Source organism: Panacagrimonas sp., assembly GCF_965216805.1.
Classification (GTDB): domain Bacteria; phylum Pseudomonadota; class Gammaproteobacteria; order Nevskiales; family Nevskiaceae; genus Panacagrimonas.
Genome location: NZ_CBDCGN010000002.1, coordinates 1,370,096 through 1,394,658 on the forward strand (window position 1 = coordinate 1,370,096; position 24,563 = coordinate 1,394,658).

Here is a 24,563-nt window from a genome sequence, read left to right on the forward strand (position 1 = left end):
TTGCCCATTAACCTGAGCGCAGCACGCGCGCAGCCTGCATGCCGTGGCCCCTGGGAGGAGAACAAGAAATGAACCATAAAAATGCACCTGCCTGCGCGCGCCGGCCCCGGCGCCTGGCATCTACGCTGGCCGTCGCGCTGCTGGGGCTGGGCGGCTTCGCGCCTGCGGTACAAGCTGGCGAAGGCGGACTGTCCAACTTCCCCTACGGTGCGCAGACGACCTACGCGGCCATCATGCCGCCGCCGGGTACAACGTCGTTCTTCGGGTACATGCTGGGTTACACCGCCGACAGCGTCAGAGACAACGGCGGCGACCGTATCCCTGGCGTGGAGGTCGAGGTATTCGCGCTGGCACCGCGGCTGGTGCACAGCTGGAAACAGCCGCTGGGCGGATTCAAGGTCAGCAGCGGCATCGTAGTGCAGGGGGCCTACGCCAAAGTCGAGGTGCCGGGTGCCGAGGATGACGTGACCGGCCCGTCGCTGCTGGGTATCGAGCCGTTCTACCTGACGCGGTCGGTCGGCGCCTGGCACTTCCTGACCGGGCCGCTGCTGTACTTTCCGCTGGGACCTTACGACCGCAACGATCTGGTCAACAGCACGGTCAACTACCGCTCCTACGCCTATCAGACCTCGGCCACCTGGACGCCGACGCCGCGCTGGGACATCTCCCTGAACGCCGCCATCGAGTTCAAGGAACGCAACGACGACACCGACTATCGCTCCGGCACGCAGACCGGCCTCACCTTCGGCGTCGGCCATCGGCCGTTCACCAACCAGAAATGGGACCTGGGCATCAGCGGCTTCTACACCCGCCAGTTGACGGACGACGAGCTCGACGGACAGGACGTGCCGGGCGGCAACCGCACGCGCAAGTTCGCCGTCGGCCCCAAGCTCGTCTACTGGTTCACCCCGGCCGCCGGCCTGGTCGTGCAATGGCATCGCGAAACCAACGTGCGCAACGCGCCCAAGGGCGACCTGTTGTGGGTGGAGGTGGCGTTTCCGTTGTAGGCGCGGCCGCCCGGTGCAACCCGGGAAATCGTCGTGCCGACGAAACGACCGATCCCGGGCGTTGCCCGGGCTACGGTTGCTTCAATCGAGCGTTCGTCGCGAACCCGACGCCGGGCGCCGATGCAGTTCAGAAATCCACCGCTATCTTCTGCAAGCCCAGACTCCCCGTGAGGTACGCCTGGATCGCCGTGGACCACTTGTCCGGAAGCCTCGAGGTGGGGCTGGGCCCGTACCCGGCGGCGTTCTTGATCACGTGGGTCACGCCGGGGATCTGCGGCAGCGAATTCGGCGGCGTGCCGTACGGATGCACGGCCACGCCGCGGGCGTCAGGCTTGTTGCCATTGAGTGAATTGGATCGGTCGGAGAAGCTCACCAGCACCGCATTGATCTTGATGATCCGGAACCCGACGCTCGCCCCGCCGTCCAGCGCGTAGAGCCGCACAACAGATTGGTGCCCAGTGGGATTCGAGTCGATGCCGTTGGCCTTTTCATGTGGCGTGTTCGGGCTCTTCCACCCGGTCGCCGGAACCGCAGGCTTGGACGCGTAGGTGTTGATCATCCGGGCATTGAGCTGCTGGGCGTTATTGGGGTCGTCGTGCACGTCCCCCGGCACCCAGTACACCTTGCCGCTGGTGGTCTCCGCGACGCCATAGAACCATTGGCCGGGCTCGGCCGCCGTGAAGTCATGAAGATTGTTCACGTCGCCCATCTGCAGCCCCACCGCATTCGGGTCGTCCTGGTAGTTGGATTGGCCGCCGTTGCCGTTGGGTACTTGAATGATAGCCATGGTGATCTTGCTCCGTCGTGATGGGTTCAATCGGCTTAGCGACGAGGCGTCAACAAATCCCTCATCCGCGGCCGTGGTTCGCCACCGCAGGCTTGCCTGCCTGAGTGCTAGCCTCGCGCCACACCTGACTGGCCCTGCCCCCGATGCCGGACATCGACTGGTCCGCCCTGGAAGACCTGTTTCACGCTGTCGCCGACCTGGCGCCGGAGGCGCGCGCGGCCTACCTGGACCGGCACTGTCCCGACCCCGACCTGCGCCGCGAGGTCGAATCCCTGCTGGCGGCCGATGGCGTTGAGGGCACCCGCGTCGGTTCGGTGATCGGGCAGGGCATCCAGCAGGCGACTCTGGGCAGTATCGAAGCCGGCCAGCTCATTGGCCCCTACCGCGTGGTGCGCGCCATCGGCGAAGGCGGCATGGGCGCGGTGTACCTGGCCGAGCGCGACGACGGCCAGTTCCGCCAGCAGGTGGCGATCAAGGTGTTGCGCAGCAGCCTGCCGGGCCCGGAGCTGATGGCGCGCTTCCGCCACGAGCGGCAGATCCTGGCCGGCCTGCGCCATCCCAACATCGCCAGCCTGCTCGACGGCGGCGCCAGCGACACCGGCATGCCGTATCTGGTGATGGAGTACGTCCAGGGCCTTGCGCTGGACCGCCACTGCCGGGATCGGGCACTGGACCTGCACACGCGCCTGGCGCTGTTCCAGAAGGTCTGCGGCGCGGTGCAGGCCGCCCACCAGAACCTGATCATTCACCGCGACATCAAACCGGCAAACGTGCTGGTCGATGCCAGCGGCGAACCCAAGCTGCTCGACTTCGGCATCGCCAAGCTGGCCGACGAGCAAGGGGCGGCCGCCGACTCCACCCTGACCGCCTTCGGCGGCCGCGCCTTCACTCCGGAATTCGCCAGCCCCGAGCAGGTGCGCGGCCAGCCGGTGACCACGGCTTCGGACGTCTATTCACTGGGCGTGCTGCTGTACGGCCTGATCACCGGCCGTTCGCCGTACGCGCGCTGGCGCACGCAACCGCTGGAGCTACAGAAGGCGGTGTGCGAGACCGATCCGCCGAAGCCCAGCGACTCGCTGCTCGGCGCGGCGGATACCGCGCTGGCGGCGCCGGTGGCGGCGCAGTTCCGCCGCGCGTTGAAGGGCGACCTGGACCACATCGTGCTCAAGGCCATGCGCAAGGAGCCCGGCCAGCGCTACGCCTCGCCGGCGGCGCTGGCCGAGGACATCCAGCGCTTCTGCGATCAGCGGCCGATCGAGGCGCGGCGCGGCTCGCGGCGTTACGTGCTGACCAAGTTCCTGCGCCGCAACGCGCTGCCGGTGTCGGCGGCCGCAGCGGTGACCGTGGCCATCGCCGGCACCGTGGCGTTCTACACCCAGCGCCTGCAGACCGAGCGCGACGTCGCCGAACGCGAACGGGCGGCGGCCCAGGAAATGTCGGACTTCGCCTTCGGCATGTTCCGCGCTGCCAATCCCTCCGAGCAGAAACCGGGCTTGACCGCGGTCGACATCCTCGCCCGCGGTGCCGAGCGCATCCAGACCCAACTCACCGACCAGCCGCGGCTGCGCGCCCGCATGCTGTACGTGCTGGCCGGGTCCTACTGGGCGCAGGAGGAACAAGCCCGAGCCGAGGACCTGTATCGGCAGGCGATCGAAACGGCCTTGTCAGCGCCTGACGGTCTGCAGGAGGCGGCAAATGCCGCGGAGCGCTACGCCCTGGCCCTGCAGACCACCGATCGCTTCGAGGACACGCGGCAGGCCATCAAGCGGGCGCGTGAGTTGTTCGGGCGCCTGTACCGCCACACCGGGCCGGAGTGGGCGAAGCGGCGGGCGGACTTCGGCCTGGACCTGCTTGGCGTCGAGTTTCGCAGCGACGGACGCACGGCCACGCCGGAGCAGTACGCGCTGATCCAGGACATCAAGCAGGCATATCAGGAGGCCGACCGGCGCAATACCCACGATTACGCAATCGCCCTGGTCAGCGAATCCAACTGGCACAAGAAGCGCTTCGAATGGCCGCAGGCCATCGCGATCCTGACCGAGGCCCTCGGCCATTCGCAGGGCGAGCATGGCGAGGGCCACATCCGCACGGCGTTCACGGTCGAAGACCTGGCGCGCACGCTTTATTTTGCCGGCGACTACGCGGCGGCCCGGATCCGGTTCGAGCAGTTCATGGACATCGTCACCGCATTCAAGGGCGCCGACAGCGCGGACCTGACCTGGACGCTCTACTACCTCGCACGCATCGAGCGTGAATCCGGCGGCCACGCCCGCGCGGTGCGTCTGGTGGATCGCCTGATCGCCATCGAAACCGCCAGCCCCGCAACTGACGACCAGCGCTACCTGGCCCGCGCGCTGGCCCTGCGCGCCCTGCTGCGCGCCGACGCCGACGACCTCGACGCCGCCCAGGCCGATGCCGAACGCAGCCTCGAGTTGCTGGCCGCCTCCGGCCAGACCCGCGTGCAGATGGACGTCGCCCACGAGGCCTGGGTGACGGTGGCGCTGGCCCGTGGCGACACCGCCACGGCGCTCGAACACGGGCGCGCCCTCGACGCCGTCCGGAGGCTGGAACTCGACCCCGCCCAGACCGACACCCCGCAGGCCATCACCCTGCACGCCAGCGCCCTGGCCGCCAGCGGCGATGTCGAAGGCGCTGCCGCCCTGTACGCCGGAGCGATCGATCTGGCCGAGCAGCGCTACGACCCGCAATACCCCACGATCGGGCGCGCGCTGTGGGGCCGCGCGCGGATGCATTCAAAAACTGGTGACGAGACCGCCGCCGCGCAGGACCGCGCGCGCGCCCAGGCCATCTTCCAGGCACGCGGCATGGTCCCGCAGACCGCCGCCTGGACCCTGCCGGCCCGGTAGGGCGGCCCGCGGCCGCCGCCAGTCCGTGCAGCGCGGATGCTGCCCCTGGGTTCGGGTCGGGTTCGATCAGGAAACCCCGGGTTGCACCCAGGCTACGGTTCCTACAGCTATTGCACGAAAAACCTGATCCGACGGCCGTCAAAAAAAACGGCCCCCGGGCAGGTACCCGGAGGCCGGTTTGCGACTCGCATGTCGCCATGCTGCGGCCCTTGCCGGTCCGCTACCGCCGCCGCACGCGGAAGTCGGGGGTGCTGCGCTCAATTCAGGCCGAAGCGCGTGTCCATCAGGCGCGCCACCGGGCCTCTGGGTGCGTCTTCCAGGCGCAGATAGCCGGCAAGGCTCAGGCTTTCGAGCGCATCTGCAAGATATTCCTGGCTCAAGCCAGCGCGACTCCAGGCGGCCATCAGCTCGTCCAGGCGCATGCTGGCGCCAGCCCGGATCATGGCGGTGTCGAAGATGTGGTGGAGGGTGTTCCAGAGGGAGGTGGTGGAGATGTTCATGTCGGGGCCTCTTGGGGTGGCGGGTTGGATCCGGAAAATTCCGGCTTCATTCCTAAAGCGACGAGGGTTTGGGCAACCCCTCACCGACCTGCTGCTGAACCCCTGCGCCGGTCGCTTCCAGCCCCGGCAACGACGCGCCTATCCCGCCGCCGAAGCCTAAAAAAGCGAACGCGCAGGTCGCCATCCGGGCAACCCGCGCGTCCGCTAGCGAGCTGAAACCTCAGCGTCGCACGCGCTCCAGGCCGAATCGGCGCAACGCGCCCAGAAGTCCGAGCATGCCGAGCAGACCCAGGCCCAGGCTGCCGCCGCCACCGCCACCACCACCACCCGGGGCCGGCTCGGGTTCAGGCTCAGGCTGCGGTTCCGGTTCCGGCTCGTCCTCGGCAACCACGGTGATCAGGTGATCCTCGACTTCGCCGTCGGTGGCAATGCCGGTCGGGCTGTTGCAGTTGGTGGGATTGCCGCTGGCGTCGTCGAGGCTGCACACCCGGGCGCGCAGCACGCGGACGCCGAGCGGGGTGTCCAGCGGCACCACGCCGCCATCGATGGTGTTGATGCCATTGGTCACGGGGCGGTTTTCCACGAGGTGGTCGTTGTCGCCGAACTCGCCGTCCTGGCTACCGTCGATCCACACATTGAGCACCGGATCAGTGCTGCCGGTGCCGGCACCGGTGGCGGTGACGGTGAACGAAAAGCTCAGCGGCTGACCGGGCGACACCGTGATGCCCGCAGCCAGGCCGTCTTCGTCGTTGCTGCCGTCGCCGTTGTCGCCGCTGGCGTTGGCAGACGGAAAGCCGTCGGCTTCGGCATCACGGATGGTGCCGAGGATGACGCCGGTCGCAAAGTGGCGGGCACCGCCCGACGAGAAGCCTTCGGCATCACGGCTGGTGCCGTAGCTGTCGGGGGCATCGCCGAAGTCGCCTTTGACTTCGAAGGCGCCGACGTCGCAGGCGATGTTGCCGTCGCCGGTCCCGTCGAGGTTGCGGCTGTTGCCAAACTGCGGGCCGGTCTGGTCTTCACCGCCCGCACCGGGTGGGTTGGCGTCGTTCGCGGCCAGGCAGGGGCCTTCGGCTGCCGCATCAATTGCCACGCTGCCGGTCAGCAGGGCGTGGATGGGCGTAAAGCCGCCGACGTTGAAGGCATCGAGCTCGGCCAGTTGCAGCGCCGAGCGCGTGGTGTTGGCATTGTTGACGCGAAAGCCCGAGGGCTGCGGGGTGCCGCTGCCGCCGTTGCCGCCGATTACCGACGAACAGGTGTTATCGGTCAGCAGGTTGTTCTGGCCGGAGAGCACCGAACCGGCATCGCTGCCTTGCAAGTCACAGGGGCCAACGATGATGCTGTTGTCGATGCGGGTGTTGAAGTTGCCCGTAACCCCGGACACGGAAAGCTGCACGTCCGGGTTGGACCCGGTACTTTCGTTATCCGTGATCGTGCTGTGCACGAGCGTGATTTGACCCGAGAGATCGGTGATGCCCGGGTCAGTTTCCGCGCGGTTGCCGGCCACGGTGCTGTTAATGATGCTTAGGTTGGATACCGTGCCGACCAGCGCGATGCCGCCGCCCGAATTGGTCGCCTCGTTGTCGGTGATTGTGCTGCGCAATACCAGATGCGAGCCGCCGGTGATGTCCATTCCGCCGCCGCTCGACGCTGTGCAGCCCTGCAGTAGGCTGTCGACAATGCGGACGCGGTTGTCCGGCCGGAGTACCGTGGCCATGCAACCGCCGGAACCACCGCCATTGCTGTCGGTGATGCGCACGCGCAACAGTTCGAGATTGTTGCGATCAACCTGCACACCACCCGCAGTGTCGGCGGAACCATTGGTGATGGTGATGTCGCGGATGACCACATCGGCAGAGACGCCGTCGGTGCCTGGATTGACCAGTTGAAACACGCGGCTTTGAGCGTCGCCGTCGATGGCCAGTAGATTGCGCCCAGGTCCGGAAATGGTCACGGATCTCGTGATCTGCAGTTCGCCGCGCACCAGGGTGATGACCCCGTCGCCGCCCGCTTGGTTGAAGCCGTTGTCCGAACCAACGCCGGCCAGCACCACGCCGGCAAAGGCGATGCGGTCGTTGGTGCCGTACGGGCCGTTTTCACCGCTGGTGTCGGCCAGGCAGGCGTCCTGGTTGCTGCCGGCGTTGATGCTGGCCACGGCCGAACGCAGCGTGCAGCGGCTGCCTTCGGTGAACTCGTTGTCGTCGTCGGTTTCCACCACGATCAGCGCGGCCTGCACAGGAAGACTCAACAGTCCTGCGATCGCCAGCAGACCCGCTGCCAGCAGGGCCCGCGCTGCGCGGCGCCCCCGATATCGGCCATGGCCCGGCTGGGCCTGGTGAGGTGTTCTGTTCTGCCACATGGGAAATGTCTCCGGTATTTCCGGCCGGAATTGGCCTTCACTCACCCAAGCGCCGCTGGAAAGACGATCCCCTCATCGGCGGCGAGAAAATCCGCCTCCGGGAGGGGTTCCGCGGTTGCGACCGGTATCGGGATGCCCGGTGGTGTCACGAAATTCCACCAGCTCGACATTTGCCGAACGGGCGGGCTGTGCCCGCCGTCGGAAATGGGGTTGGCGAAGCGGCTCAAAGCCTCAGCAGCTCCGCCCCGGCTTCGGCGGCGTCGAAGGTGTCGTCACCATCGAAGGTCGCCGTGTAGCCGCCATTGAGCAGGTTGCCAAGCAGGCCGCCAAGCGTGCCGGTGCAGCTCGCGCGGCCGCTGGCGTCGGTGACGCCGCTGCAGATCGCGGTGCGGCCGGCGGTGAAGCGCACGGTCTTGCCGGGCAGCGGCTGGCCGGTACTGACGTCGATAAGCGTGGCGCGGGGGCTGGTCTGGATGCGCAGGGACAGGCCGCGCCGCACCATCACCACCGCGGTGGGCTCGGCGGTCAGGGCGCTCGGGCCTCCGAACTCGTAGGCGCCGATATCGCAGAACTCGCCGCGCGGGCGCTCGATGCCGCGCTGGTCGGCGTCGGCACAGTCGGTCAGATCGGTGACCGCGTCGATGGCCAGGCTGGCGGGCAGCAGGGCGTGGGTCAGCGTCGGTCCGCCGTTGTCGGACAGCGGCCACAGCCCGGGGTCCGCGGTGACGAGGTTGGCGGTGCCGGCCGGTGCGATGTCGGCCAGCTCCTGGCAGCCCTCGGGGCCCAGCAGGTTGAAGCCGTTGGTGGTGACCGCGGCTCCGGCGAAATCGATCCGGCAGTCCCGGGTGCCGGGGTTGCCGGAGATCAGGCTGTTGGAGACGCTCAAGCGTTGACCGGCGGAAAACAGAAACGAAAGGCCGCTGGCGTTGAAGTCGGTGCCGACGTTGGCGGTGACCGTGGTCTGCAAGAGCTCGAGGCTGCCGGTCTGCACCGCGATCCCACCGCCGACGATGTGGGCCTGATTGCCGGACACGGTGGAATTCACCACGGTGGCTTCAGAGTTGTTAAACACAAACATGCCGCCACCGAAATTGCTGACGTTGGCGTCCTGCTCGTCGGCACCCCCGATCAGGCTGCTTTCGATATGGGCATTGCTGCCATTGGCGATCAGCAGACCGCCGCCACCGCCGTTGAGGGCGATGTTGCCGCCTACGGTGGAACGGGTCAGGCGCAGGCTGGCCCCTTGCAGGTTGATGCCGGCGGCTTCGCCGGACTGGTTGCGGGTGATGCGGCTGTCGCTGATATCAGCGCTGCTTCCGGTTTGCACGAACAGGCCACCGGCGGAACGCTGATCGCTGGCGGCGTTACGGTCGATGACCGAATCCTGCGTCATCACCAGGTGCCCGCCGGCGACGACGCGAACACCGCCGCCGCTGTCGCCGGCGGTGTTGTCGCGGACGGTCACGCCGACGAAATGGGCGGTATTGGGCTCGCCGTCGGTGCGATTGGACACGCAGGCGCCGCCGCCGATGCCGTCAGTATGGTTGTCGGTCACCATGGTGCCCTGGTCGAGCCGCGCCTGCGGGCTGCCCAGGCGCAGGCCGCCACAGGTCTCGGTGCTGCGGTTGTGATCGATTTGGATGCCTTCGAGGCTCACCATCAGCGCGGTGGATGCGGTGAACATGCCGCCGCCCACCCGTGCGCTGTTGTGGTGGATGCGAGTGCCGTTACGCAGGATCACCGAGGCGGCCTCGGTCAGCTTCAGTCCACCGCCGCTCCAGCCCATGGCCCGGTTGTCGGTGATGCGCACGTTGTCCAGCACCACGCTGGAGCCCGGCGCAAAGACCGTGATGCCGCCGCCGTCGCTGGTCGTCTTGCGCCCGCCGGTGACGGTGATCCCGCGCAAGGTCACTGAGCCGTCGATGGCGCGAATGTCGAAGATGCCGTTGGCGATCGAACCAGGTCTGTCGCCGCCGGCATCGATGATCGTGGTGGCAGGGCCGGTGCCGTTGAGGGTGACACTGGTGTTGAGGTCGAGGTCGCCGACCCGTGCCGCGTTGTCACCGCCGGCAATTGTCAATGTAAACGTGCCTTCAGGCAGTTCGATGGTGTCGAACGGATCGGCCGGGTCAGCGGTGTCAAACTCGGTCAGACACTCGCCGTCAGCCAAGGCGGCTGCGGCGCCGGGACCCACGTTGACAGCGGGGGACTGCGTATTGACCACGATCACCGCTTCGCGGAGAGAGCAGAAGCCGTCGAACGCGATGGCGTCGATGGGGGTGTTCACCGCCACGGTGGCGGCCTGGACGTTCGACGCACCAAGACCGGTGGCGGCAAGGAGCATGGCGAGTGTGGTCAGGCGCAATCGTGGCAGCTTGCGGCGGGATGGCGCGGGCGCGTGTGCAGGCGCGAAGGTGATGGATGACATGGAATTCTCCCGAATGGATGAAAGGACTGGCCGCAAAGCGCGGCAGGCTCAATCACTCAAGCGACGGCCTGTCCTTGATCCCGTCATCGGCGCTTCGATCCGGTAAAGCGTGACCGCCGTCTCGATTCGATGCGCCGGCTGACTCCAATGCCGGTGCAGGCCCGTATCATTCGGTTCAGTCAGGGCCGGACCCTGGATCGCAGGAGGTCATTGGGGTGAATCAGCCGTTGCCCGAAGTGCCGCAAATCGCTGACATCACCTGTCTGCTCGGCGCCTGGCAGAACGGCGACAGCGCCGCGCTCAACCGGCTGACGGACCTGCTCTACGCCCAGTTGCACGCCATGGCGGATCGGCACATGCGCCGCGAATCGGTCGGTCACACCCTGCAGGCCACCGCGCTGGTCCACGAGGCCTACGCGCGGGTCGTGGGCGCGGAGCTGAACTTCCAGGACCGCAGCCATTTTCTGGCGGTGATGAGCACGCAGATGCGGCGCATCCTGATTGATCACGCCAAGGCCAAGCATCGCGACAAGCGCGGCGGGCATGCGGTGCCGATCTCGCTGGACGACGTGCCGACCGTCGCCGCCGACAGCAATCCGCTGCTGCTGGACCTGGACGAGAGCATCCGCGCGCTCGGCCGCCGCGATCCACGCAAGGAGAAGGTACTGGAGATGCGCTACTTCGGCGGCATGACCCAGCCCGAGATTGCCGAGGCCCTCGACATTTCCCTGGCCACGGTCGAGCGCGATCTGCGCATGGCGCGGGCATGGATCAAGATGCAGTTGAATGAGGGTGAAGCAAGGGACTCGGGCTGACAGTGGCCGCCCGACCGCTGGTCTCTGCGAAACCAGGTAATTCCCCACAGGGCCATCACCTACCCGGTCCCCTCGGTCCTGGCGTCATCGAGGGATGGCGCTGCCGCCGGGGGCTGGACCTACAGGCAGACAATTCAGGCCGGCTTCATGCGCAAACCGGAGACTGGGTTTGTCGGCGGCATGTCCTTCCCCCCAAGGACTTCTCCTCCAGGCCTCCCCCGGGCCCCGTCGGCAGCCGGCCCCTCTGCGCTCTCCCCGCAGAGGGGCTTTTTTTGGATCTTTTTGGGTTGGGTAACGACGTTCAAAACATCGGATCGATGCGCAGCTCCTGGCCGGTGGCCAGTGCCGTGCGGGTTTGTTCCGAAATGCTGCCGGGCCGACGCGGGGCAGGGCCGGCGGCTTCGAGCAGCACGAAGGATTCGCCGCGATATTCCACGTAGGCATCGTTGTCGCCGGGTGTGCGGGCGATGCCCAGCAGGTAGTGGCCCGGCACGCGCACGCCGATCAGTCTGGGTCCGTCCAGGTTCTTGACGATGGCCGCGAGCAGCGCGGATTTGGTATCGCAGTCGCCGTAGCCCTTTTCCAGCGCGCGCGGCGGCGTGTAGAAACCCAGGGTCTGGCGCCCGCTCTCCACCGCGGACGGGGTTCGATAGGCCAGGCCGGTCTGCACCAGCGCCACCGCCGACTCGAACAGGTCCTCGGCGTCGTGGCCGCGCTCGCTGGCCAGGCGGCGCAACGCGGCCGAGACCGGCAGCACATGGGCGCGGTTGTGACGCACCACCTCGGGGATGTCCACGAACAGCCGCGAGCGCTGGCCGGGCACGCTGCGCAGACGCAGTTTGTGCTCCCGGTAGTAGCGCATCAGGTGCTGGTCGAACACCTGCTGGTTGCAGCCGCGAGTGGCTTGGCAGCGCTCGCGCAGGACGTCGAGTTCGTCCTGCGAGACGCCGAAAGCCTGCATGGAATTGCGCGCGGCGGCTTGTTCCAGGTGAAAGCGGATGGACAGCGCATCGCCGCTCAAGCCACGAAAGTCGGCGGTCACCAGGTAGCGTCCGCGGTCCGCCGCGGTCTTGAAATAGCGCGGCCCGGCATGCGGCGCAGGCCCGAAGTTCAGCACCTGGGGGATGCCCGGCAGTTGCTGATCGTTGGCGCTGGCTGCGTTCGAGCACAGCGCTGCCAGGACAAGAGTGGCCAGCGGGACGGGCTGGGCAAGCAAGGCGCACAAGCGTCGGAAAGGGGACATGGTCTCGGCGGGCGTGAGCATGGGCCCGCTGAGGTGCAAGTCCTGTTCGCTTGCGGAGCAGGTTTAGACTCAACCCTCCGCTCGTCTGCCGGTGAGGGCCGTCGGTTCCGGACCGGCGACCAGTGGTATGCCGGTGCCGACGAGTGCGCGCGGTTTGCGGTGGCGCAAATGGTTGCCGGCCCGATCGGAGCCCGGCGGTGAGAACCCGTGACGGCAAACCGACGCCGGAAAAATGGCGAACGCCGACGGCTCTGGAGCGAGTCCTTACTGCCCGGACGGCTTGGCGCCGGTCGCCGCCGCCAGGCGGGCACGAACCTCGACGATCCGTGTCGCTAGAAGCGGACAGTTCTCGGTATCGCGATCCAACTGCGCGATGAGCGCGTCGGTCGGCAGGCCCGGGAGGTCGCTCGGTACGTCGCTCGGGTCGGCTGGGCGGCAATCGAGGTAGCGCCGAACCTGTTCGGCGCGATCGCAGCCCAGCTCCGGGTCGCGCAGCACCACGGCGCCGCTGAACCTGCAGGCCGCAGCGTCGCCACGCTGGGCATCGCGCAGAAACTCGACGCGGTAACGCCAGCGACGCACTTCCGGGACCACCGCGTGGCGGGATCGCACCGCGATGGGCAGGCCCATCCACCAGGCGAAGCCTGCTTCGCCGTCCTGGCGGCGGTAGAAGTCGGCCAGGACCCGTCCAGCCGCGGCGGCGCCCTCGGGGCCGTGCAGCAGGGCGTGGTTGCGATCGACTCCGGGCGCGATCGCGGAGTGGTCGGGATCGGCTGCAGCGGCGGCCAGGGTCACGGCGCCGAACAGGACCAGGAGAATGCCCCTCAGGCGTGGGCCGGTCCTGCAGCAGCGCGCACGCAAGCCCGTTTCCGTCTAGCTGGCAGGTGTCGGCTGCGCCCGTCCATAGCGCGCCGTGAGTGCGGCACGACGCCGCGGATGGATGTTGACCTTGTTCATGTCGCCCCGGGCCCAGACCGCGACGCGCGGGTCCATCAGGGCAAACCACAGCGGCGGGAACAGCGCGACGAAGAACATGCCCGGGTAGCCGCTGGGCAGCTCCGGCAGTTTGTCGAAGGCGCGCAGGCTCTGGTAGCGCCGCGTTGGGTTGGCGTGGTGGTCGGAGTGCCGCTGCAGCTGGAACAGGATCAGGTTGGACATCACGTGGTTGGAATTCCACGAGTGGTGTGGCTGGCAGTGTTCGTAGCGGCCGTCGGGCCGCTTTTGCCGCAGCAGGCCGTAGTGCTCGATGTAATTTGCGCTGGTCAGAATCCACCAGCCCCAGAAAGCCTGAATGAACAGGTAGGGAATCATGATCCAGCCGAACGCGACGATCAGGCCCAAGTAAAGAGGAATGGTGATCAGCCAGGGCTGGATCACTTCGTTATGCAGGCTCCACACGCGCTTGCCGCCGCGTTGCAGGCGGATGCGCTCGGACGCCCAGGAACGGCGCAGCGCACCGGGAATTTCGCGCACGACGAAGGCGTAGATGCTCTCGCCCATGCGCGAGGTGGCCGGGTCTTCGGGCGTGGCCACGTCCTTGTGATGGCCCTTGTTGTGTTCCACAAAGAAGTGCCCATAGCCCACTACCGCCAGCACCGCCTTGGCCAGCCAGCGTTCCAGGCCGGTGGTCTTGTGGCCCAGCTCATGACCGGTGTTGATGGCCAGACCGTTGATGATGCCGACCGACAGGCCCAGACCCAGAATGGCGTGCCAGGGCAGATCCTGGGTGCCCACGATGTACGCCGCGTAGATCATGGTCACGTAGTGCATCGGGACCGTCAGATAGGTCAGCACGCGGTAATAGCGGTCCTGCTCCAGTTGCGCCACCACCTCGGGCGGGGCATTGCTTTGGTCTGCCGGCAGCAGGTGATCGATGATCGGAATCACGCCGTACCACACCACCACCGTCAGCCAGTACCAGGCGACCTGGCCGGAGGCCAGCGCCAGCAGGCAGGAAATGACCGGAACCACCGGCCACAGCAGCGACAGCAGCCACAGGGCGCGTTTGCGATCCGTGTAGGTCACCACTCGTCCGTCGTCGGTCGCGACGCTGATGCTCATTACGTTTACTCCTGGAGTCGTCGGCTGGCATACCACCAGACCGTCGTTTGATCACCGGCGTCAGCCTAGACTCGCAGCCCTGCCAGCGACAGTAGGACAGGCCCGGAGGATCCGTCCGATCCCAGCCGATCCGGAAGTGCAGCGACGGGTGAGAGTAAAGAACGGTAAACGCCGGCGGGAACTCAGATGCAATTCAGTTTCCCAGCCTAGCTTGGGCTCGCGGCTTCTACCGCGCACTGCCCGAGAACGATCATGTACCGCCAACTGATGTTGATCACCGCCCTCAGCCTTGGTCTTGCTGCCACGCCCGCGGCTATGGCCGATTCCGACCGTGACCGTGACCGCGACCGCGGCGCCGGTTTCGGCGCCTCGCGCGATCACGACCGGGGCGACCAGCAACGGCATCGGCGGCCGGAGCATCGTCGGGATCATGACCGCGATCGCGGTCGTCATCACCGCGGCCATTGGGATCGTGACCACCGCGATCATCGGCGTCCGCCGGTCCACCATCGCCCGCCCCAGAACCGTCACCGCTGGAGCAACGCACGCGAGCAGCACTGGCAGGGTCCGCGCTACCGCGTACCGCGCTACCACCGGCCGCAGGGTTACGTGCGCCATCACTGGGTCGCCGGTCACCGTGTGCCGCCTTCCTACCGGCACAGCCGATACGTGGTTCACGACTACCACAGCTATCGTCTGCGCCCGCCGCCGCGCCACCATCACTGGGTACGGGTGGACAACGACGTCGTGTTGACGGCCGTCGGTACCGGTGTGATCGCCGCGGTGGTTTACGGCATCTTCCAGTAACGCGATCCCGCGCGGCGGCAGGTCCCCGTCTTTATCGAAACCGGGACCCGCCGGTTGGATTGCCGGCTCGATACCAGTCGAGCCGGCCCGGCGCCAGACCGCCAAAACGTGCGACGCGCGAACTGAGACAATCGCGCTTCCGTTTCCACGGTTGCGCACTCCCATGAAAATTCCACCCGGCCTGCTTCCGCTGGTCGAAGAAGGCGTCGTCGACTCGGTGGTTCGTCCGCTCAAGAGCGGCAAGGAAGCTTCGGTTTATCTGGTGTCCTGCGGCGGCACGCTGTGCTGCGCCAAGGTCTACAAGGAAGCCAATCAGCGCGGTTTTCACAAGCTGGCGCAATACCAGGAAGGCAGAAAGTCTCGCGGCACCCGCGAGGCCCGCGCGATGGTCAAGGGTTCGCGTCACGGTCGCCGCGAGCAGGAATCCGCTTGGAAGAACGCAGAGGTCGACGCGCTGTATCGGCTGGCCGACGCCGGCGTTCGCGTGCCGCAGCCGCGGGGTTACTTCAGCGGCGTGCTGCTGATGGAGATGATCGCCGACGAGCACGGCGATCCGGCGCCGCGGCTCAACGAAGTCACGCTCAGTGCGGAGCTGGCGTTGAGCTATCACGCCTTTCTGATGCGCCAGATCGTGCGCATGCTCAGCGCCGGGCTGATTCACGGCGACTTGTCCGAATACAACGTGCTGCTGGATGCCAATGGTCCGGTGATCATCGACCTGCCGCAGGCGGTGAACGCCTCCGGCCACAACGGCGCGTTCGCCATGCTGGATCGCGACGTCGGCAACATGAAAACCTACTTCGGCCAGTTCGCGCCCGAACTGCTGGCCACCGAGTACGCACGGGAAATCTGGTCGCTGTACGAGCGCGCCGAACTGCACCCCGACAGCGAACTGACCGGCACCTACGTCTACAGCACCGTCGAAGCCGACGTCGACGGCGTGATGGTGCAGATCGAAGAAGCACGTCGCGAGGCCGAGATCCGCCAGCGCGGACGCGAAGAGGCCGAGGCGCGGGAGGACTGAAGCGATCGCGTCAGTCGGTTACACGCTAGCGGTTCGATTCGCGGCAATAGGAACGCGCCCATTTCCGCAGATTCTGCCGATGCTCGCCGCGGGCTCGATCAGCCTCGTTGTTGGTGTCGATGCATTTCCGGCGCAGCCATTCGGACACCCTGGCGCGACATTGCCGATAGCGGATCGTGCCGTAGCCGTGAACTCCCTCGCAGTCGGTGAGTGGAACCACATAGAACAGCGAGCTGCCGTCGGTCCGGGCAGCGGGTGGAGCCGATGATCGCGACGCAGAGAACGGCGTGCGGGGCGTGCGCGGCGCCGGCCGCGCGGGCGGCAGGCTTGCGCGCGAGGCCTGTGCAAACTGCTCACAGGCGCTTTCCGGATCGTCGTTGAGGGCAGCACCGGATCGTGTTTCTTCGACACATCGCGCGCGGAGCAAGTCCAGATTCGGTTGCGCTGGTCCGAAGTCTTCGAATCGGCGCTCGCTTCCGGTCACCGGCGTATCGGGCGTCCGCGCGGACTGCCCGCTGCTTTGCTCAGGCTGCGTCGCATTGTGCGGTCCACGGCCAAGGCTCCAAGCAAGCAGTAGCAGCAGTGCGCTGCTGATGCCCACTGCAAGCGTCACCGGGATCAGCCAGGTTTTCACGTCCGGGCGGGAAGGGCGAAGATCGCTGCAAGCTTAACGCGATGCCTGCGCCTTGCCGCGCAGATCGATCGTCGCGGCCATCCTTGTCAGCCTCTGGCAATCCTGGCGCCTGCGCCCACACGGTCACACAACCACAGCGCCAGCACCGAAGCACCGAGCAGCGGCATCACGACACACAGCGCCGCGCCCGTTGCCAGCGCCCAGCGCGGCAGGCGGATCTCGGCGCGCAGCGGTGCACCGAGTTTCCCGCGCGGTCGACGCAGCCACCACGACAGGAATCCGGTCGCGCTGATCCACACCAGCGCCAGCGCAAACACGGTGTTGAACCACTGGTTGGCGCGGCCGAAGAAGCTGCCCTCGTGCAGGTCCACGCCAACCGACACCGCCCGCGGAATCGGCGGGTAGTCGTCCCAAGTGGTCTTGACCAGCACGGTGCCGTTGCCGCGATCCAGCGCCAGTTGGGTTTCCTGCGCCGCCCGCGGCATCCGGTTGCGCAGGCTCAGGGCCGAGCCTGGCCGGCCGTCGAGCTTGATCTCCACATCGCCGTCGACGCCGGCCGCACGCGCGCGCTGCAGGGCCTCGTCGAGCGTGATCGCCGCGCCGTCGGTCACCGGGCTGCTCTCTGCGCGCATCGCCGCACCGAACGGCGAGGACTGTCCCAGCGCGCCCTGCAGCGGCTTGAGCACCTGATTGCCCCAGAAGTGAGTCCAGGGCAATGCGCTGATCAGGAAGGCGAGCAGCAGCGCCGAGAACAGCACCGCCACGCTCGCGTGCAGGTCGCGCACCAGCACGCGGGCGCCCTGTCCGGTGCGCGGCACCAGTGCGGCGAGCAGACCTCGATCCCCGGGCCACCAGAGATACAGGCCGGTCAGCACCATCACCACGGCCCAGCACGCGCCGAGTTCGAGCAGCCAGGAGCCAGCGTCGCCGAGCGGCCATCCGCCGTGGATTTCGCGGCTCCAGCCGGGCATCCAGCTCCAGTCGGGCAGCGAGCCGAGCACCTCGCCCGAGTAGGGATTCACGAACACCGGAAACGGCAATCCGTCGCCCTCGCCGTGATGCCCGCCGAACATCACCTGCGTCGCGCGCGTCGGCTCGGCGGGCACGATCAAGGTGGTCGCTTGCGCCTCCGGGTGTGCGGTCAGTGCCGCCGAAAGCTGCGCGTCCAGACTCGCGCGCTGCGCTTTGGGTTCGACGAAGCGCAATTCAGGATGCGCCCAATCTGCCCACTCGTCGTGCCACAAATACAGCGTGCCGGTAAGGCTCTGCAGCAGCACGAAGGGAATCACTAGGAACGCGGCGTAGAAGTGCCAGCGCCACAGGCGGCGATAGAGACGGCCGTCGCCGGCCGCCTCCCCCGCTGTCGTCGTGGATTCGGGTGTTGCGCTCATCGAAACGTTCCGCGGAATTCGGCGACGAAGCTGCGCTGCGGGTACGGATGGAATTCGTAGTATTCCTCGTCGGTGAGGTTGGAGACGCCGAGACCGAACTCGTACTTCTCTTGCCAGGTGTAACCGAGGCGCGTATCCACCGTCGTGAACGCCGAGGCACAACCGAAGCGCTGGCAGCCGCCGTCATCGCTGTTGTCGATCTCCGCGTAGTTGTCGCCGGTGTGCAGGGCCGCGAGGTTGGCGTTCCAGCCGGGCAGGAAGCGCCAGTTGGCGACGAGATTGGCGCGCACATCCGGGATGCGCACCCAGTCCTTGCCTTCCGACGCCGGGTTGCGCGCGTTCTCCTTGATCTCGGAATCCACCAGCGAGAGGTTGGCTTCCACGTCCAGGTTCGGCAGCAGCTCGTGCACGCTGTAGACGAACTCGACGCCCTGGGTCAGCACGCGATCCACGTTCTGGATATTGGTGATGTTCGGGGTCACGTTGACGTTGGTCTGGAAGTGGATGGTGTCGTCGATGTCGTCGCGGAACAGCGAGACGCGAACCTTGTGCTTGTCCGCGTACACCTTCTCCCAGGCGATCTCCTGCGATAGCGCGTCCTCGGGTTTGAGGTTCGGATCGTTGTTCTGGATCGTCGCCACCGGCTGGCCGTTGACGGTGGTGGTGCCGATGGAGCCCTGGAACAGTTCGGATACCGTCGGATAGCGCACGCCGCGTCCCACCGAGTAGCGCAGCGTGTAGGCCGACGGCGCGTAGGCGATGGAGAGCTTTGGCGATACGTCTTCTTCCTCGCGATCCGTATAGCGCAGGCCGTCCGGATTGCTGGCATTCGCGCGCAGGCCATCGAGCGCCTCCCAGCGTTCGAGACGCACCCCCGCCGTGGCCGACCAGTCGGGCGCGAACTTCCACACGTCCTGCGCGTACAGCGCCTGGATCACGGTGGCGCCTTCGGCGTCCTCGAGCAGCGAGCCGCGGGCGCCGCGCTTCCAGTCGCCGGTCGCGTAGCGCTCCTGGTCGAGCTCGTAGCGCGAGCGGTAGTAACCGACCGTGAACGTGTGCGCGAGATCGTCGCGGGCATACGTGCCCTGCAGGTCGAGATTCCACCAGCCCTTGCCGGAACCGCCGTCGGTGATGGTGCCGGCCAGCAGGTTCTCGGTTTCGCCGGACCCGGTCGGCACGTTGGATCGCAATTCGTCCTCGCCGATGTCGTACAGCGAAACAACACTGGAGACATTCCAGCCGCTGTCGCGCTTGCTGCGCACGGTCAGCGCCGTCATCAGGTGCTCCTCGACGCCCTCCTGCGGACCGAAGGAACTGTCGGCAACGGTGTAGACCTGGTCATCGACACGAATGGTGCCGCGCGTCACCGTGTTGCCGGCGGCGTCGCGCAGGAAACTCAGGCCGTCGCGATCGTAGTCGTTGCGCCAGAAGCCGATCTGGCCGTCGGCGCGAAACACGTCGTTCTCGTAGGCGATCTTGGTCTTGACCTGATTCTGCACGCCGTCCTCACGCGAGCCGCCGTTGGGACCGAGGATCAGCCGCGCTGCGCCTTTCGGATCACGGTCTGCAATCGCACCGGTAACGTCGACCGCGCTGGCCTGTTGTGCTTCGCTCGGTGCAGCCACACGCGTACCGGTGGCGTACTGCATCGGGTGGCTTTCGCTGCGCAGCTGGTTCACGCCCAGCGAACCGGTCCAGTTGCCCCAACGGTTGCCGCCGAAGGCGCTGAGCTGCGAGCCGCCGTAATCGTCCTCGAAGCCGTACTCGGAATAGCTCTGGGTGAAATATTGCGCGCGGCCCGACACCGTGGCTTCGGATGGATCCTGGGTGGTGACCAGCACCGTGGTGCCGATGGAGTTGCCCGGGTACAGCGCCGAATACGGTCCGTACAGGACATCGAAGCGCGCGATCTCCTCCGGCGCCACCATGTTCCAGCGTGGCGCGTTGAAGCGACCGAGGAAGTTGGACAGCAGCACGCCGTCCGAATACACCACGCCGCGCGGCGCCTGCAAGACGTTGTGCGAGCGACCGCCGATCAGCGCGTTGCGATCGCCGATGTAGCGCTTGCGCATGGTGACTGTAGGCGCGTGCTTGAGCGCGTCCTCGGTGTTCACGAACACACGGTTCCGCAGTTCGCGCGCGGTGACGCCGACGCTGGTCTGCGGCAAGTCGGCGGTGAGCCTGCGACGCTCGCCGGAGACGGTGATGGTCTGGATTTCGGCTTCTTCCTCCTCGTGCATCGCGACCTCGGTCGCGCCGGTATCAAAGCTGGAGGCCGGGGTGGCGTCTTCGGCATGGCCGGGCGACGCCAGCAGCAGCGCGGCAGTTGCCGCCGCGATGGGAGACATCTTCAACATGAGTTTTCTGTCCTGATCGGCACCCGAACGGATTCGGGCAGCGCGTTGGCGCAGGGACGCGGGCAGGGCAGCCCGCGCCATTGACGGCGGGATCAGGAAATCTGCGGTGGCCCGCGTGCGGGTGGCTTGGGCCAGACCGGCCGGTGTGCTTTTTCGAGCGCGGGCGGTGCGGCCGGCTCCAGGCCCGCCGCGCGCAGAAGGATCGTCAGATTGACGCGGTGCAGAGCGTCCGTTGCTGCGCCCGCGCAGAACTGCATGCAGTCCTGGTGTTGCTCGGCCTGTGCCGAACCTTTCTGCAGAATTTCGCGCACCTCGGTGGGCAACTGGGCCAGCTTGGCACTCATGCCCGGCGACAAGGGGCCGCACCAGGTGGCCAGACCTGCGTTCTGTTCCGCCATCACCGCCGCGTGCGCCACCGGCAGACAGGCCTGCGTCAGCCATGCGAACAGGGCGAAGGCGAGCAGGAGGCGGGAGCGGAGGTGGCGGTGAGTCACCCAGCTATTGTGCCGGACCGGCGCAAGGTACGGGGTCGTCGTCTTGCGATTTTTTTGACGTGCCGCGCCGAGCTCATCCACCGGCAAAGCTCTGCAGCGCGCGTTGCACGATCACCGGTCCTGCCTCCTGCGTGAAATGCCCGGCCTGTGCCAGTTCCAGCGGCTCGGGACAGCCGCGAATGATGCCGCGGAGTGCCCGCATCACCGGTGGACCCAGCACCGGGTCCTGCATGCCGATGGCCATGAAGCTCTGGCCGCTCCACTGGTTGCGCCACCAGTCGCGGGCGCGGCGGGACAGCGCAGCGCCCTGCGCATCGGGCCGGTCCGGTACCAGATTGGGGAAGCGCCGTACCCCGGCCTTGTAACGCGCATCCGGAAACGGCGCGGCATAGGCCTGTGCCTCGGCCTCGCTCAGGCCGGCGATCGATCGTTTCATCAAGCCGGCGATGTCCATGTCCGGACTGCGGTTGCTGTAGTCGCGCCAGGCCAGAAATCCGGCGCCCAGCGGCACATCCCCGGTGCCCAGTGCGGTATTCATGACGATCAGGCGCTCGAAGCGACCTGGCAGGTCCATCGGCAAGGTCAGGCCCAGCAGCCCGCCCCAGTCCTGGCAGACCAGGGTGACGTTGCGCAGATCCAGATGTTCGACCAGCCGTATCAGGGCCAGTCGATGAAAGTCGAAGGTGTAGACCGGCTCGTCCGCGGGCTTGTCGGACCGGCCGAAGCCGAACAGGTCCGGCGCCACCACGCGCAAGCCTGCGCCGACGAAGGCGGGGATCATCTTGCGGTACAGGTAGCTCCAGGTCGGTTGCCCGTGCAGGCACAGCGCCACCGGTGCGTCGGTCGCACCCAGGTCCAGGTGGTGCATGCGCAAGCCTTGGTAACCCGGCAAGGTGTCGCACCAATGCGGCTCGAACGGGTAGTCCGGTAGCTCGGAAAAGCGGTCTTCGGGGGTTCTGAGCACGTCCATGGTCGGCGTTCCGGTCTGCGGTCGATGGGTGGATTGGTCGCGAGTGTGCCCAAAGCGGCGCGCGATGGGAGGTGGAGGACTGCGAGTGGGCGGATTAGGATTCCGGGCTGAATCTCGATCACGCCTGTACATTAGGAGGGTTTCCGCGTGCTCCCGCATGGCTGTCACGTTTTCACTGCTCTGGTCCTGATGACTACCGCGCTCGGCGTTGCCGCCCAGGGTTCGATCAGACCGCAACCCAGTACCCCGCCTCCAGGGGGTGGCGATCCGCGTGATCGCCGGCCCGCCCCGCCGAACTATCGGATGTACGACTACGGCAAGGAGGTGTACGCGGTGAAATTGGGTTGCGCCACCTGTCCGCTTGGCGACAAGCCGTTGGACGAGGCCACTGCGCGCCGCGTGCTCAATGACGAGACCTTGGGCTACGACATGAGCTACGAGGAGTTCGACGCGGTGAAGGTGTTTCTGCGCCAGCGTTTCGGGTTTCCAGGATAGCGCGGTGCGCCAACCGCCGACGTTCCGGGCGCGGTTCGCTCGCCAGTGTCCGGGACGACGCCCGCCACGGCGGGACCGGCAACGTGTAAAGGCCGAGTTCATGGTGGCGCGGTATTGATGGCGCTGGCGATCATGGGAGTGGACGGTCATCCGCTGCGGCGGAACCGTCGCGCAAACCGCATAGGTCATGATCGATTTCGCGATCGGGCACGCATGGGGCGTCTCGATCCCAGTGGAGGGTCGGCGTAAGCTCGTCGTAACGATCGGCGGCCGGCTTCCATCTCCGTTCAGAGGAGGCATGCAACATGAAAGCACTTTCCCTATCGGGTTTCCGTCATCGCGCCAGTGCGCAAAGATCCGCGTGGATCGCGGCGCTGGCGTTGGCCGCATCGATGACCTCCACCGTCCGCGCCCAGGACACTGGCGCCGAAAGTCTGGATCTGGGCCAGCTTTCCTACATCAGTGGCGGTATCGGCGCGGACGAGTCCGCAGCGATGAAGGCGCAGGCCAGCAGCTATTCGCTGGCGCTGATCTTCGCCCAGCATCTGGACGGGCAGGATGTGTTTCTGGCGTCGGTGCCGGTGGTCATCAGCAAGGACGACGGCACCTCGGTGCTCGACATCGTCACCGAAGGGCCGTACCTGCTGGTCAATCTGCCCGAGGGCATCTACCGGATCTCGGCGACCTACGGGCAGCGCGAGAAAACTGCGAACGTGCAGATCAAGCCGTGGGCGCACGAACGCCGCACCTTCCTGTGGGAAGAACTCGGGAGCGCCGCGGTCAGCACCACCGCCTCAGCCCCGACGGTGGTCGCTGCTGCGGCCGCGCCGGCACCGTCGGTGGTGGTTACGACCCCCACCAGCCACCTGCCGGCTGCCAAGACCTACGGGAATGTCAGCTACATCACCGGCGGTATCGGCTCGGACGAATCCAACGCCTTGAAGGCCGAGTTGGGCAAGCATCCGCTGTCGCTGACCCTGGCCAGCCGAATCGATGGCAAGGATGTGTTCCTGGCCAGCGTGCCGGTGGTGGTGCGCGATGCCAGCGGCACGGTGGTGCTGGAAGCCACTTCCGAGGGCCCCTATCTGTTGGCCGACCTGCCGCCGGGTAACTACGACGTGTCCGCCTCCCACAAGGGCGAAGAGAAGCGGGGCAGCGCCGCGATCAGCGCGGGCAAGCCGGCAAGGCTCACATTCCTGTGGCAGGGAAGCGCGACACCGTAACGCCCACGGTCGGCGGCCGGTCGCCGTCTCTTTCCACAGTTCATTTCTTTTTGCCGAGTCTGAATCGTATGCCCAACGCCATCCGCATCCGCAGTCCTGCCACGCTCGACAGCCTTTACGCCGATACCGTGGAGCCGCGACCGCCCGGCCCGGGCGAGGTCGTGGTGCGCATGCGTGCCAGCTCGCTCAACTTCCACGATCTGGTCGTGGTCACCGGCCATCTGCGGGCGGCGGACGGCCGCATTCCGATGTCGGACGGCGCCGGCGAAGTGTTGGCGGTGGGCGGCGGTGTGGACGATCTGCAGGTCGGTGATCGGGTGCTCAGTACCTTCTTCACCGACTGGCCCGATGGCGAGCCGGACCTCAAGGGCTTCAGCAGCGTCCCCGGTGACGGCATCGACGGCTATGCCTGCGAGTTTGCCACCGTGGCGGCGGGTTCGCTCACGCGCTTCCCGCGCGCCTACAGCTTCGAAGAGGCCGCCACCCTGACCTGTGCCGGCGTCACCGCCTGGCGCGCACTGATGGTCGAAGGGCGCCTCAAGGCCGGCGAGGTGGTCCTGGTGCAAGGCAGCGGCGGCGTGTCTATCTTTGCGCTGCAGCTGGCCAAAAGCGCCGGTGCCACGGTGATCGCCACCTCGTCCTCCGACGAGAAGCTGGAGCGCCTGCGTGCGCTGGGCGCCGACCACCTGATCAACTACAAGCGCACCTCGGACTGGGGTGCGGAAGCCGTGCGCCTCAGCGGGCAGGGCGGGGTGGATCATGTGATCGAGATCGGCGGTGCCGGCACCTTGCCGCAGTCCATGCAGGCGGTGCGCCAGGGTGGACACATTTCGTTGATCGGCATCCTCGCCGGACGCGAGGGCGTGATTCCCACTTCGCTGCTCATGCGCAAGCAGGCACGCTTGCAAGGCATCACGGTCGGCAGCCGCCGACACCAACTCGATCTGGTACGCGCCTGCGAGGCCACCGGCATCAAGCCCGTGATCGATCGCAGCTTCCCGTTGCCTCAGCTCGCCGATGCGTTCCGCTATCAACAGTCCGGCGCGCACTTCGGCAAGATTTGCGTGAGCATCCCCTGAGGGCTGCGGTGACGGTGGTTGCGCG

19 protein-coding genes are annotated in these 24,563 nt (G+C 66.9%); 8 read left to right on the plus strand and 11 right to left on the minus strand.

The features are described 5' to 3' along the window. Positions 1–68: 68 nt before the first annotated feature. Positions 69–1,007 (plus strand): SphA family protein, encoded by a 939-nt coding sequence (locus ACOOHP_RS06650; protein ID WP_420465674.1) that lies wholly within the window; start codon positions 69–71, stop codon positions 1,005–1,007. Between the two features lie 127 nt (positions 1,008–1,134). Here the strand turns inward: ACOOHP_RS06650 and ACOOHP_RS06655 are convergent, their stop codons facing one another. Then, complete coding sequence (locus ACOOHP_RS06655; protein WP_420465675.1) at positions 1,135–1,794, minus strand: hypothetical protein; 660 nt, start codon at positions 1,792–1,794, stop codon at positions 1,135–1,137. Positions 1,795–1,937: 143 nt separating this feature from the next. Between ACOOHP_RS06655 and ACOOHP_RS06660 the strand changes: the two genes are divergently transcribed. Then, positions 1,938–4,661 carry a serine/threonine-protein kinase gene (locus ACOOHP_RS06660; protein ID WP_420465676.1) on the plus strand — a complete coding sequence of 908 codons (2,724 nt, stop codon included), beginning with the start codon at positions 1,938–1,940 and terminating at the stop codon, positions 4,659–4,661. Positions 4,662–4,918: 257 nt separating this feature from the next. Here the strand turns inward: ACOOHP_RS06660 and ACOOHP_RS06665 are convergent, their stop codons facing one another. The 3 genes from ACOOHP_RS06665 to ACOOHP_RS06675 all read right to left on the minus strand — a co-directional run bounded on the left by ACOOHP_RS06665 (position 4,919) and on the right by ACOOHP_RS06675 (position 9,945). Then, positions 4,919–5,161: a hypothetical protein gene (locus tag ACOOHP_RS06665; RefSeq protein ID WP_420465677.1), complete on the minus strand. Its 243-nt coding sequence runs from the start codon at positions 5,159–5,161 to the stop codon at positions 4,919–4,921. 220 nt (positions 5,162–5,381) lie between these two features. Then, positions 5,382–7,517: a GEVED domain-containing protein gene (locus ACOOHP_RS06670; protein WP_420465678.1), complete on the minus strand. Its 2,136-nt coding sequence runs from the start codon at positions 7,515–7,517 to the stop codon at positions 5,382–5,384. A gap of 223 nt (positions 7,518–7,740) precedes the next feature. After that, a complete protein-coding gene (locus ACOOHP_RS06675) occupies positions 7,741–9,945 on the minus strand; it encodes a choice-of-anchor Q domain-containing protein (RefSeq protein WP_420465679.1) in 2,205 nt (734 codons plus the stop codon). 215 nt (positions 9,946–10,160) lie between these two features. Between ACOOHP_RS06675 and ACOOHP_RS06680 the strand changes: the two genes are divergently transcribed. After that, positions 10,161–10,760, plus strand: a complete 600-nt coding sequence (locus ACOOHP_RS06680) for a sigma-70 family RNA polymerase sigma factor (protein WP_420465680.1) — start codon at positions 10,161–10,163, stop codon at positions 10,758–10,760. Between the two features lie 301 nt (positions 10,761–11,061). On the opposite strand, the gene ACOOHP_RS06685 is transcribed toward ACOOHP_RS06680, so the two are convergent. The 3 genes from ACOOHP_RS06685 to ACOOHP_RS06695 all read right to left on the minus strand — a co-directional run bounded on the left by ACOOHP_RS06685 (position 11,062) and on the right by ACOOHP_RS06695 (position 14,064). After that, positions 11,062–12,003 carry a hypothetical protein gene (locus tag ACOOHP_RS06685; protein WP_420465681.1) on the minus strand — a complete coding sequence of 314 codons (942 nt, stop codon included), beginning with the start codon at positions 12,001–12,003 and terminating at the stop codon, positions 11,062–11,064. A 264-nt stretch (positions 12,004–12,267) separates the two neighbouring features. After that, positions 12,268–12,864: a hypothetical protein gene (locus ACOOHP_RS06690; RefSeq protein ID WP_420465682.1), complete on the minus strand. Its 597-nt coding sequence runs from the start codon at positions 12,862–12,864 to the stop codon at positions 12,268–12,270. A gap of 12 nt (positions 12,865–12,876) precedes the next feature. Further along, positions 12,877–14,064, minus strand: a complete 1,188-nt coding sequence (locus ACOOHP_RS06695) for an alkane 1-monooxygenase (protein WP_420465683.1) — start codon at positions 14,062–14,064, stop codon at positions 12,877–12,879. A gap of 252 nt (positions 14,065–14,316) precedes the next feature. Here ACOOHP_RS06695 and ACOOHP_RS06700 point away from each other — a divergent pair, with 252 nt between their 5' ends. After that, positions 14,317–14,871 (plus strand): RcnB family protein, encoded by a 555-nt coding sequence (locus ACOOHP_RS06700; protein WP_420465684.1) that lies wholly within the window; start codon positions 14,317–14,319, stop codon positions 14,869–14,871. Between the two features lie 163 nt (positions 14,872–15,034). Further along, the gene (locus tag ACOOHP_RS06705) at positions 15,035–15,895 is read left to right on the plus strand and encodes a PA4780 family RIO1-like protein kinase (protein ID WP_420465685.1); all 861 of its coding nucleotides are present in this window, start codon (positions 15,035–15,037) and stop codon (positions 15,893–15,895) included. 720 nt (positions 15,896–16,615) lie between these two features. Here ACOOHP_RS06705 and ACOOHP_RS06710 read toward each other — a convergent pair. The 4 genes from ACOOHP_RS06710 to ACOOHP_RS06725 all read right to left on the minus strand — a co-directional run bounded on the left by ACOOHP_RS06710 (position 16,616) and on the right by ACOOHP_RS06725 (position 21,741). Further along, a complete protein-coding gene (locus ACOOHP_RS06710; protein WP_420465686.1) occupies positions 16,616–17,920 on the minus strand; it encodes a PepSY-associated TM helix domain-containing protein in 1,305 nt (434 codons plus the stop codon). Next, positions 17,917–20,277 carry a TonB-dependent receptor gene (locus ACOOHP_RS06715; RefSeq protein WP_420465687.1) on the minus strand — a complete coding sequence of 787 codons (2,361 nt, stop codon included), beginning with the start codon at positions 20,275–20,277 and terminating at the stop codon, positions 17,917–17,919. Before ACOOHP_RS06715 ends, ACOOHP_RS06710 begins: the two co-directional genes overlap by 4 nt. Before the next feature lie 92 nt (positions 20,278–20,369). Next, a complete protein-coding gene (locus ACOOHP_RS06720; protein WP_420465688.1) occupies positions 20,370–20,852 on the minus strand; it encodes a hypothetical protein in 483 nt (160 codons plus the stop codon). Continuing rightward, the gene (locus tag ACOOHP_RS06725) at positions 20,845–21,741 is read right to left on the minus strand and encodes a haloalkane dehalogenase (RefSeq protein ID WP_420465689.1); all 897 of its coding nucleotides are present in this window, start codon (positions 21,739–21,741) and stop codon (positions 20,845–20,847) included. Before ACOOHP_RS06725 ends, ACOOHP_RS06720 begins: the two co-directional genes overlap by 8 nt. A 189-nt stretch (positions 21,742–21,930) precedes the next feature. Here ACOOHP_RS06725 and ACOOHP_RS06730 point away from each other — a divergent pair, with 189 nt between their 5' ends. The 3 genes from ACOOHP_RS06730 to ACOOHP_RS06740 all read left to right on the plus strand — a co-directional run bounded on the left by ACOOHP_RS06730 (position 21,931) and on the right by ACOOHP_RS06740 (position 24,538). Next, positions 21,931–22,236 carry a hypothetical protein gene (locus tag ACOOHP_RS06730; protein ID WP_420465690.1) on the plus strand — a complete coding sequence of 102 codons (306 nt, stop codon included), beginning with the start codon at positions 21,931–21,933 and terminating at the stop codon, positions 22,234–22,236. 305 nt (positions 22,237–22,541) lie between these two features. After that, positions 22,542–23,459, plus strand: coding sequence for a carboxypeptidase-like regulatory domain-containing protein (locus tag ACOOHP_RS06735; RefSeq protein WP_420465691.1), 918 nt, complete (start codon positions 22,542–22,544; stop codon positions 23,457–23,459). Positions 23,460–23,527: 68 nt separating this feature from the next. After that, on the plus strand, positions 23,528–24,538 hold the full coding sequence (locus ACOOHP_RS06740) for a zinc-dependent alcohol dehydrogenase family protein (protein ID WP_420465692.1): 1,011 nt from the start codon (positions 23,528–23,530) through the stop codon (positions 24,536–24,538). Positions 24,539–24,563: the final 25 nt, after the last annotated feature.

Excerpts from the sequence above, each read along its gene's own strand:
- ACOOHP_RS06650 (WP_420465674.1), top strand. The coding sequence starts at position 69 with ATGAACCATAAAAATGCACCTGCCTGCGCGCGCCGGCCCCGGCGCCTG.
- ACOOHP_RS06655 (WP_420465675.1), bottom strand. The coding sequence starts at position 1,794 with ATGGCTATCATTCAAGTACCCAACGGCAACGGCGGCCAATCCAACTAC.
- ACOOHP_RS06660 (WP_420465676.1), top strand. The coding sequence starts at position 1,938 with ATGCCGGACATCGACTGGTCCGCCCTGGAAGACCTGTTTCACGCTGTC.
- ACOOHP_RS06665 (WP_420465677.1), bottom strand. The coding sequence starts at position 5,161 with ATGAACATCTCCACCACCTCCCTCTGGAACACCCTCCACCACATCTTC.
- ACOOHP_RS06670 (WP_420465678.1), bottom strand. The coding sequence starts at position 7,517 with ATGTGGCAGAACAGAACACCTCACCAGGCCCAGCCGGGCCATGGCCGA.
- ACOOHP_RS06675 (WP_420465679.1), bottom strand. The coding sequence starts at position 9,945 with ATGTCATCCATCACCTTCGCGCCTGCACACGCGCCCGCGCCATCCCGC.
- ACOOHP_RS06685 (WP_420465681.1), bottom strand. The coding sequence starts at position 12,003 with ATGTCCCCTTTCCGACGCTTGTGCGCCTTGCTTGCCCAGCCCGTCCCG.
- ACOOHP_RS06695 (WP_420465683.1), bottom strand. The coding sequence starts at position 14,064 with ATGAGCATCAGCGTCGCGACCGACGACGGACGAGTGGTGACCTACACG.
- ACOOHP_RS06700 (WP_420465684.1), top strand. The coding sequence starts at position 14,317 with ATGTACCGCCAACTGATGTTGATCACCGCCCTCAGCCTTGGTCTTGCT.
- ACOOHP_RS06705 (WP_420465685.1), top strand. The coding sequence starts at position 15,035 with ATGAAAATTCCACCCGGCCTGCTTCCGCTGGTCGAAGAAGGCGTCGTC.
- ACOOHP_RS06710 (WP_420465686.1), bottom strand. The coding sequence starts at position 17,920 with ATGAGCGCAACACCCGAATCCACGACGACAGCGGGGGAGGCGGCCGGC.
- ACOOHP_RS06715 (WP_420465687.1), bottom strand. The coding sequence starts at position 20,277 with ATGTTGAAGATGTCTCCCATCGCGGCGGCAACTGCCGCGCTGCTGCTG.
- ACOOHP_RS06725 (WP_420465689.1), bottom strand. The coding sequence starts at position 21,741 with ATGGACGTGCTCAGAACCCCCGAAGACCGCTTTTCCGAGCTACCGGAC.
- ACOOHP_RS06730 (WP_420465690.1), top strand. The coding sequence starts at position 21,931 with ATGACTACCGCGCTCGGCGTTGCCGCCCAGGGTTCGATCAGACCGCAA.
- ACOOHP_RS06735 (WP_420465691.1), top strand. The coding sequence starts at position 22,542 with ATGAAAGCACTTTCCCTATCGGGTTTCCGTCATCGCGCCAGTGCGCAA.
- ACOOHP_RS06740 (WP_420465692.1), top strand. The coding sequence starts at position 23,528 with ATGCCCAACGCCATCCGCATCCGCAGTCCTGCCACGCTCGACAGCCTT.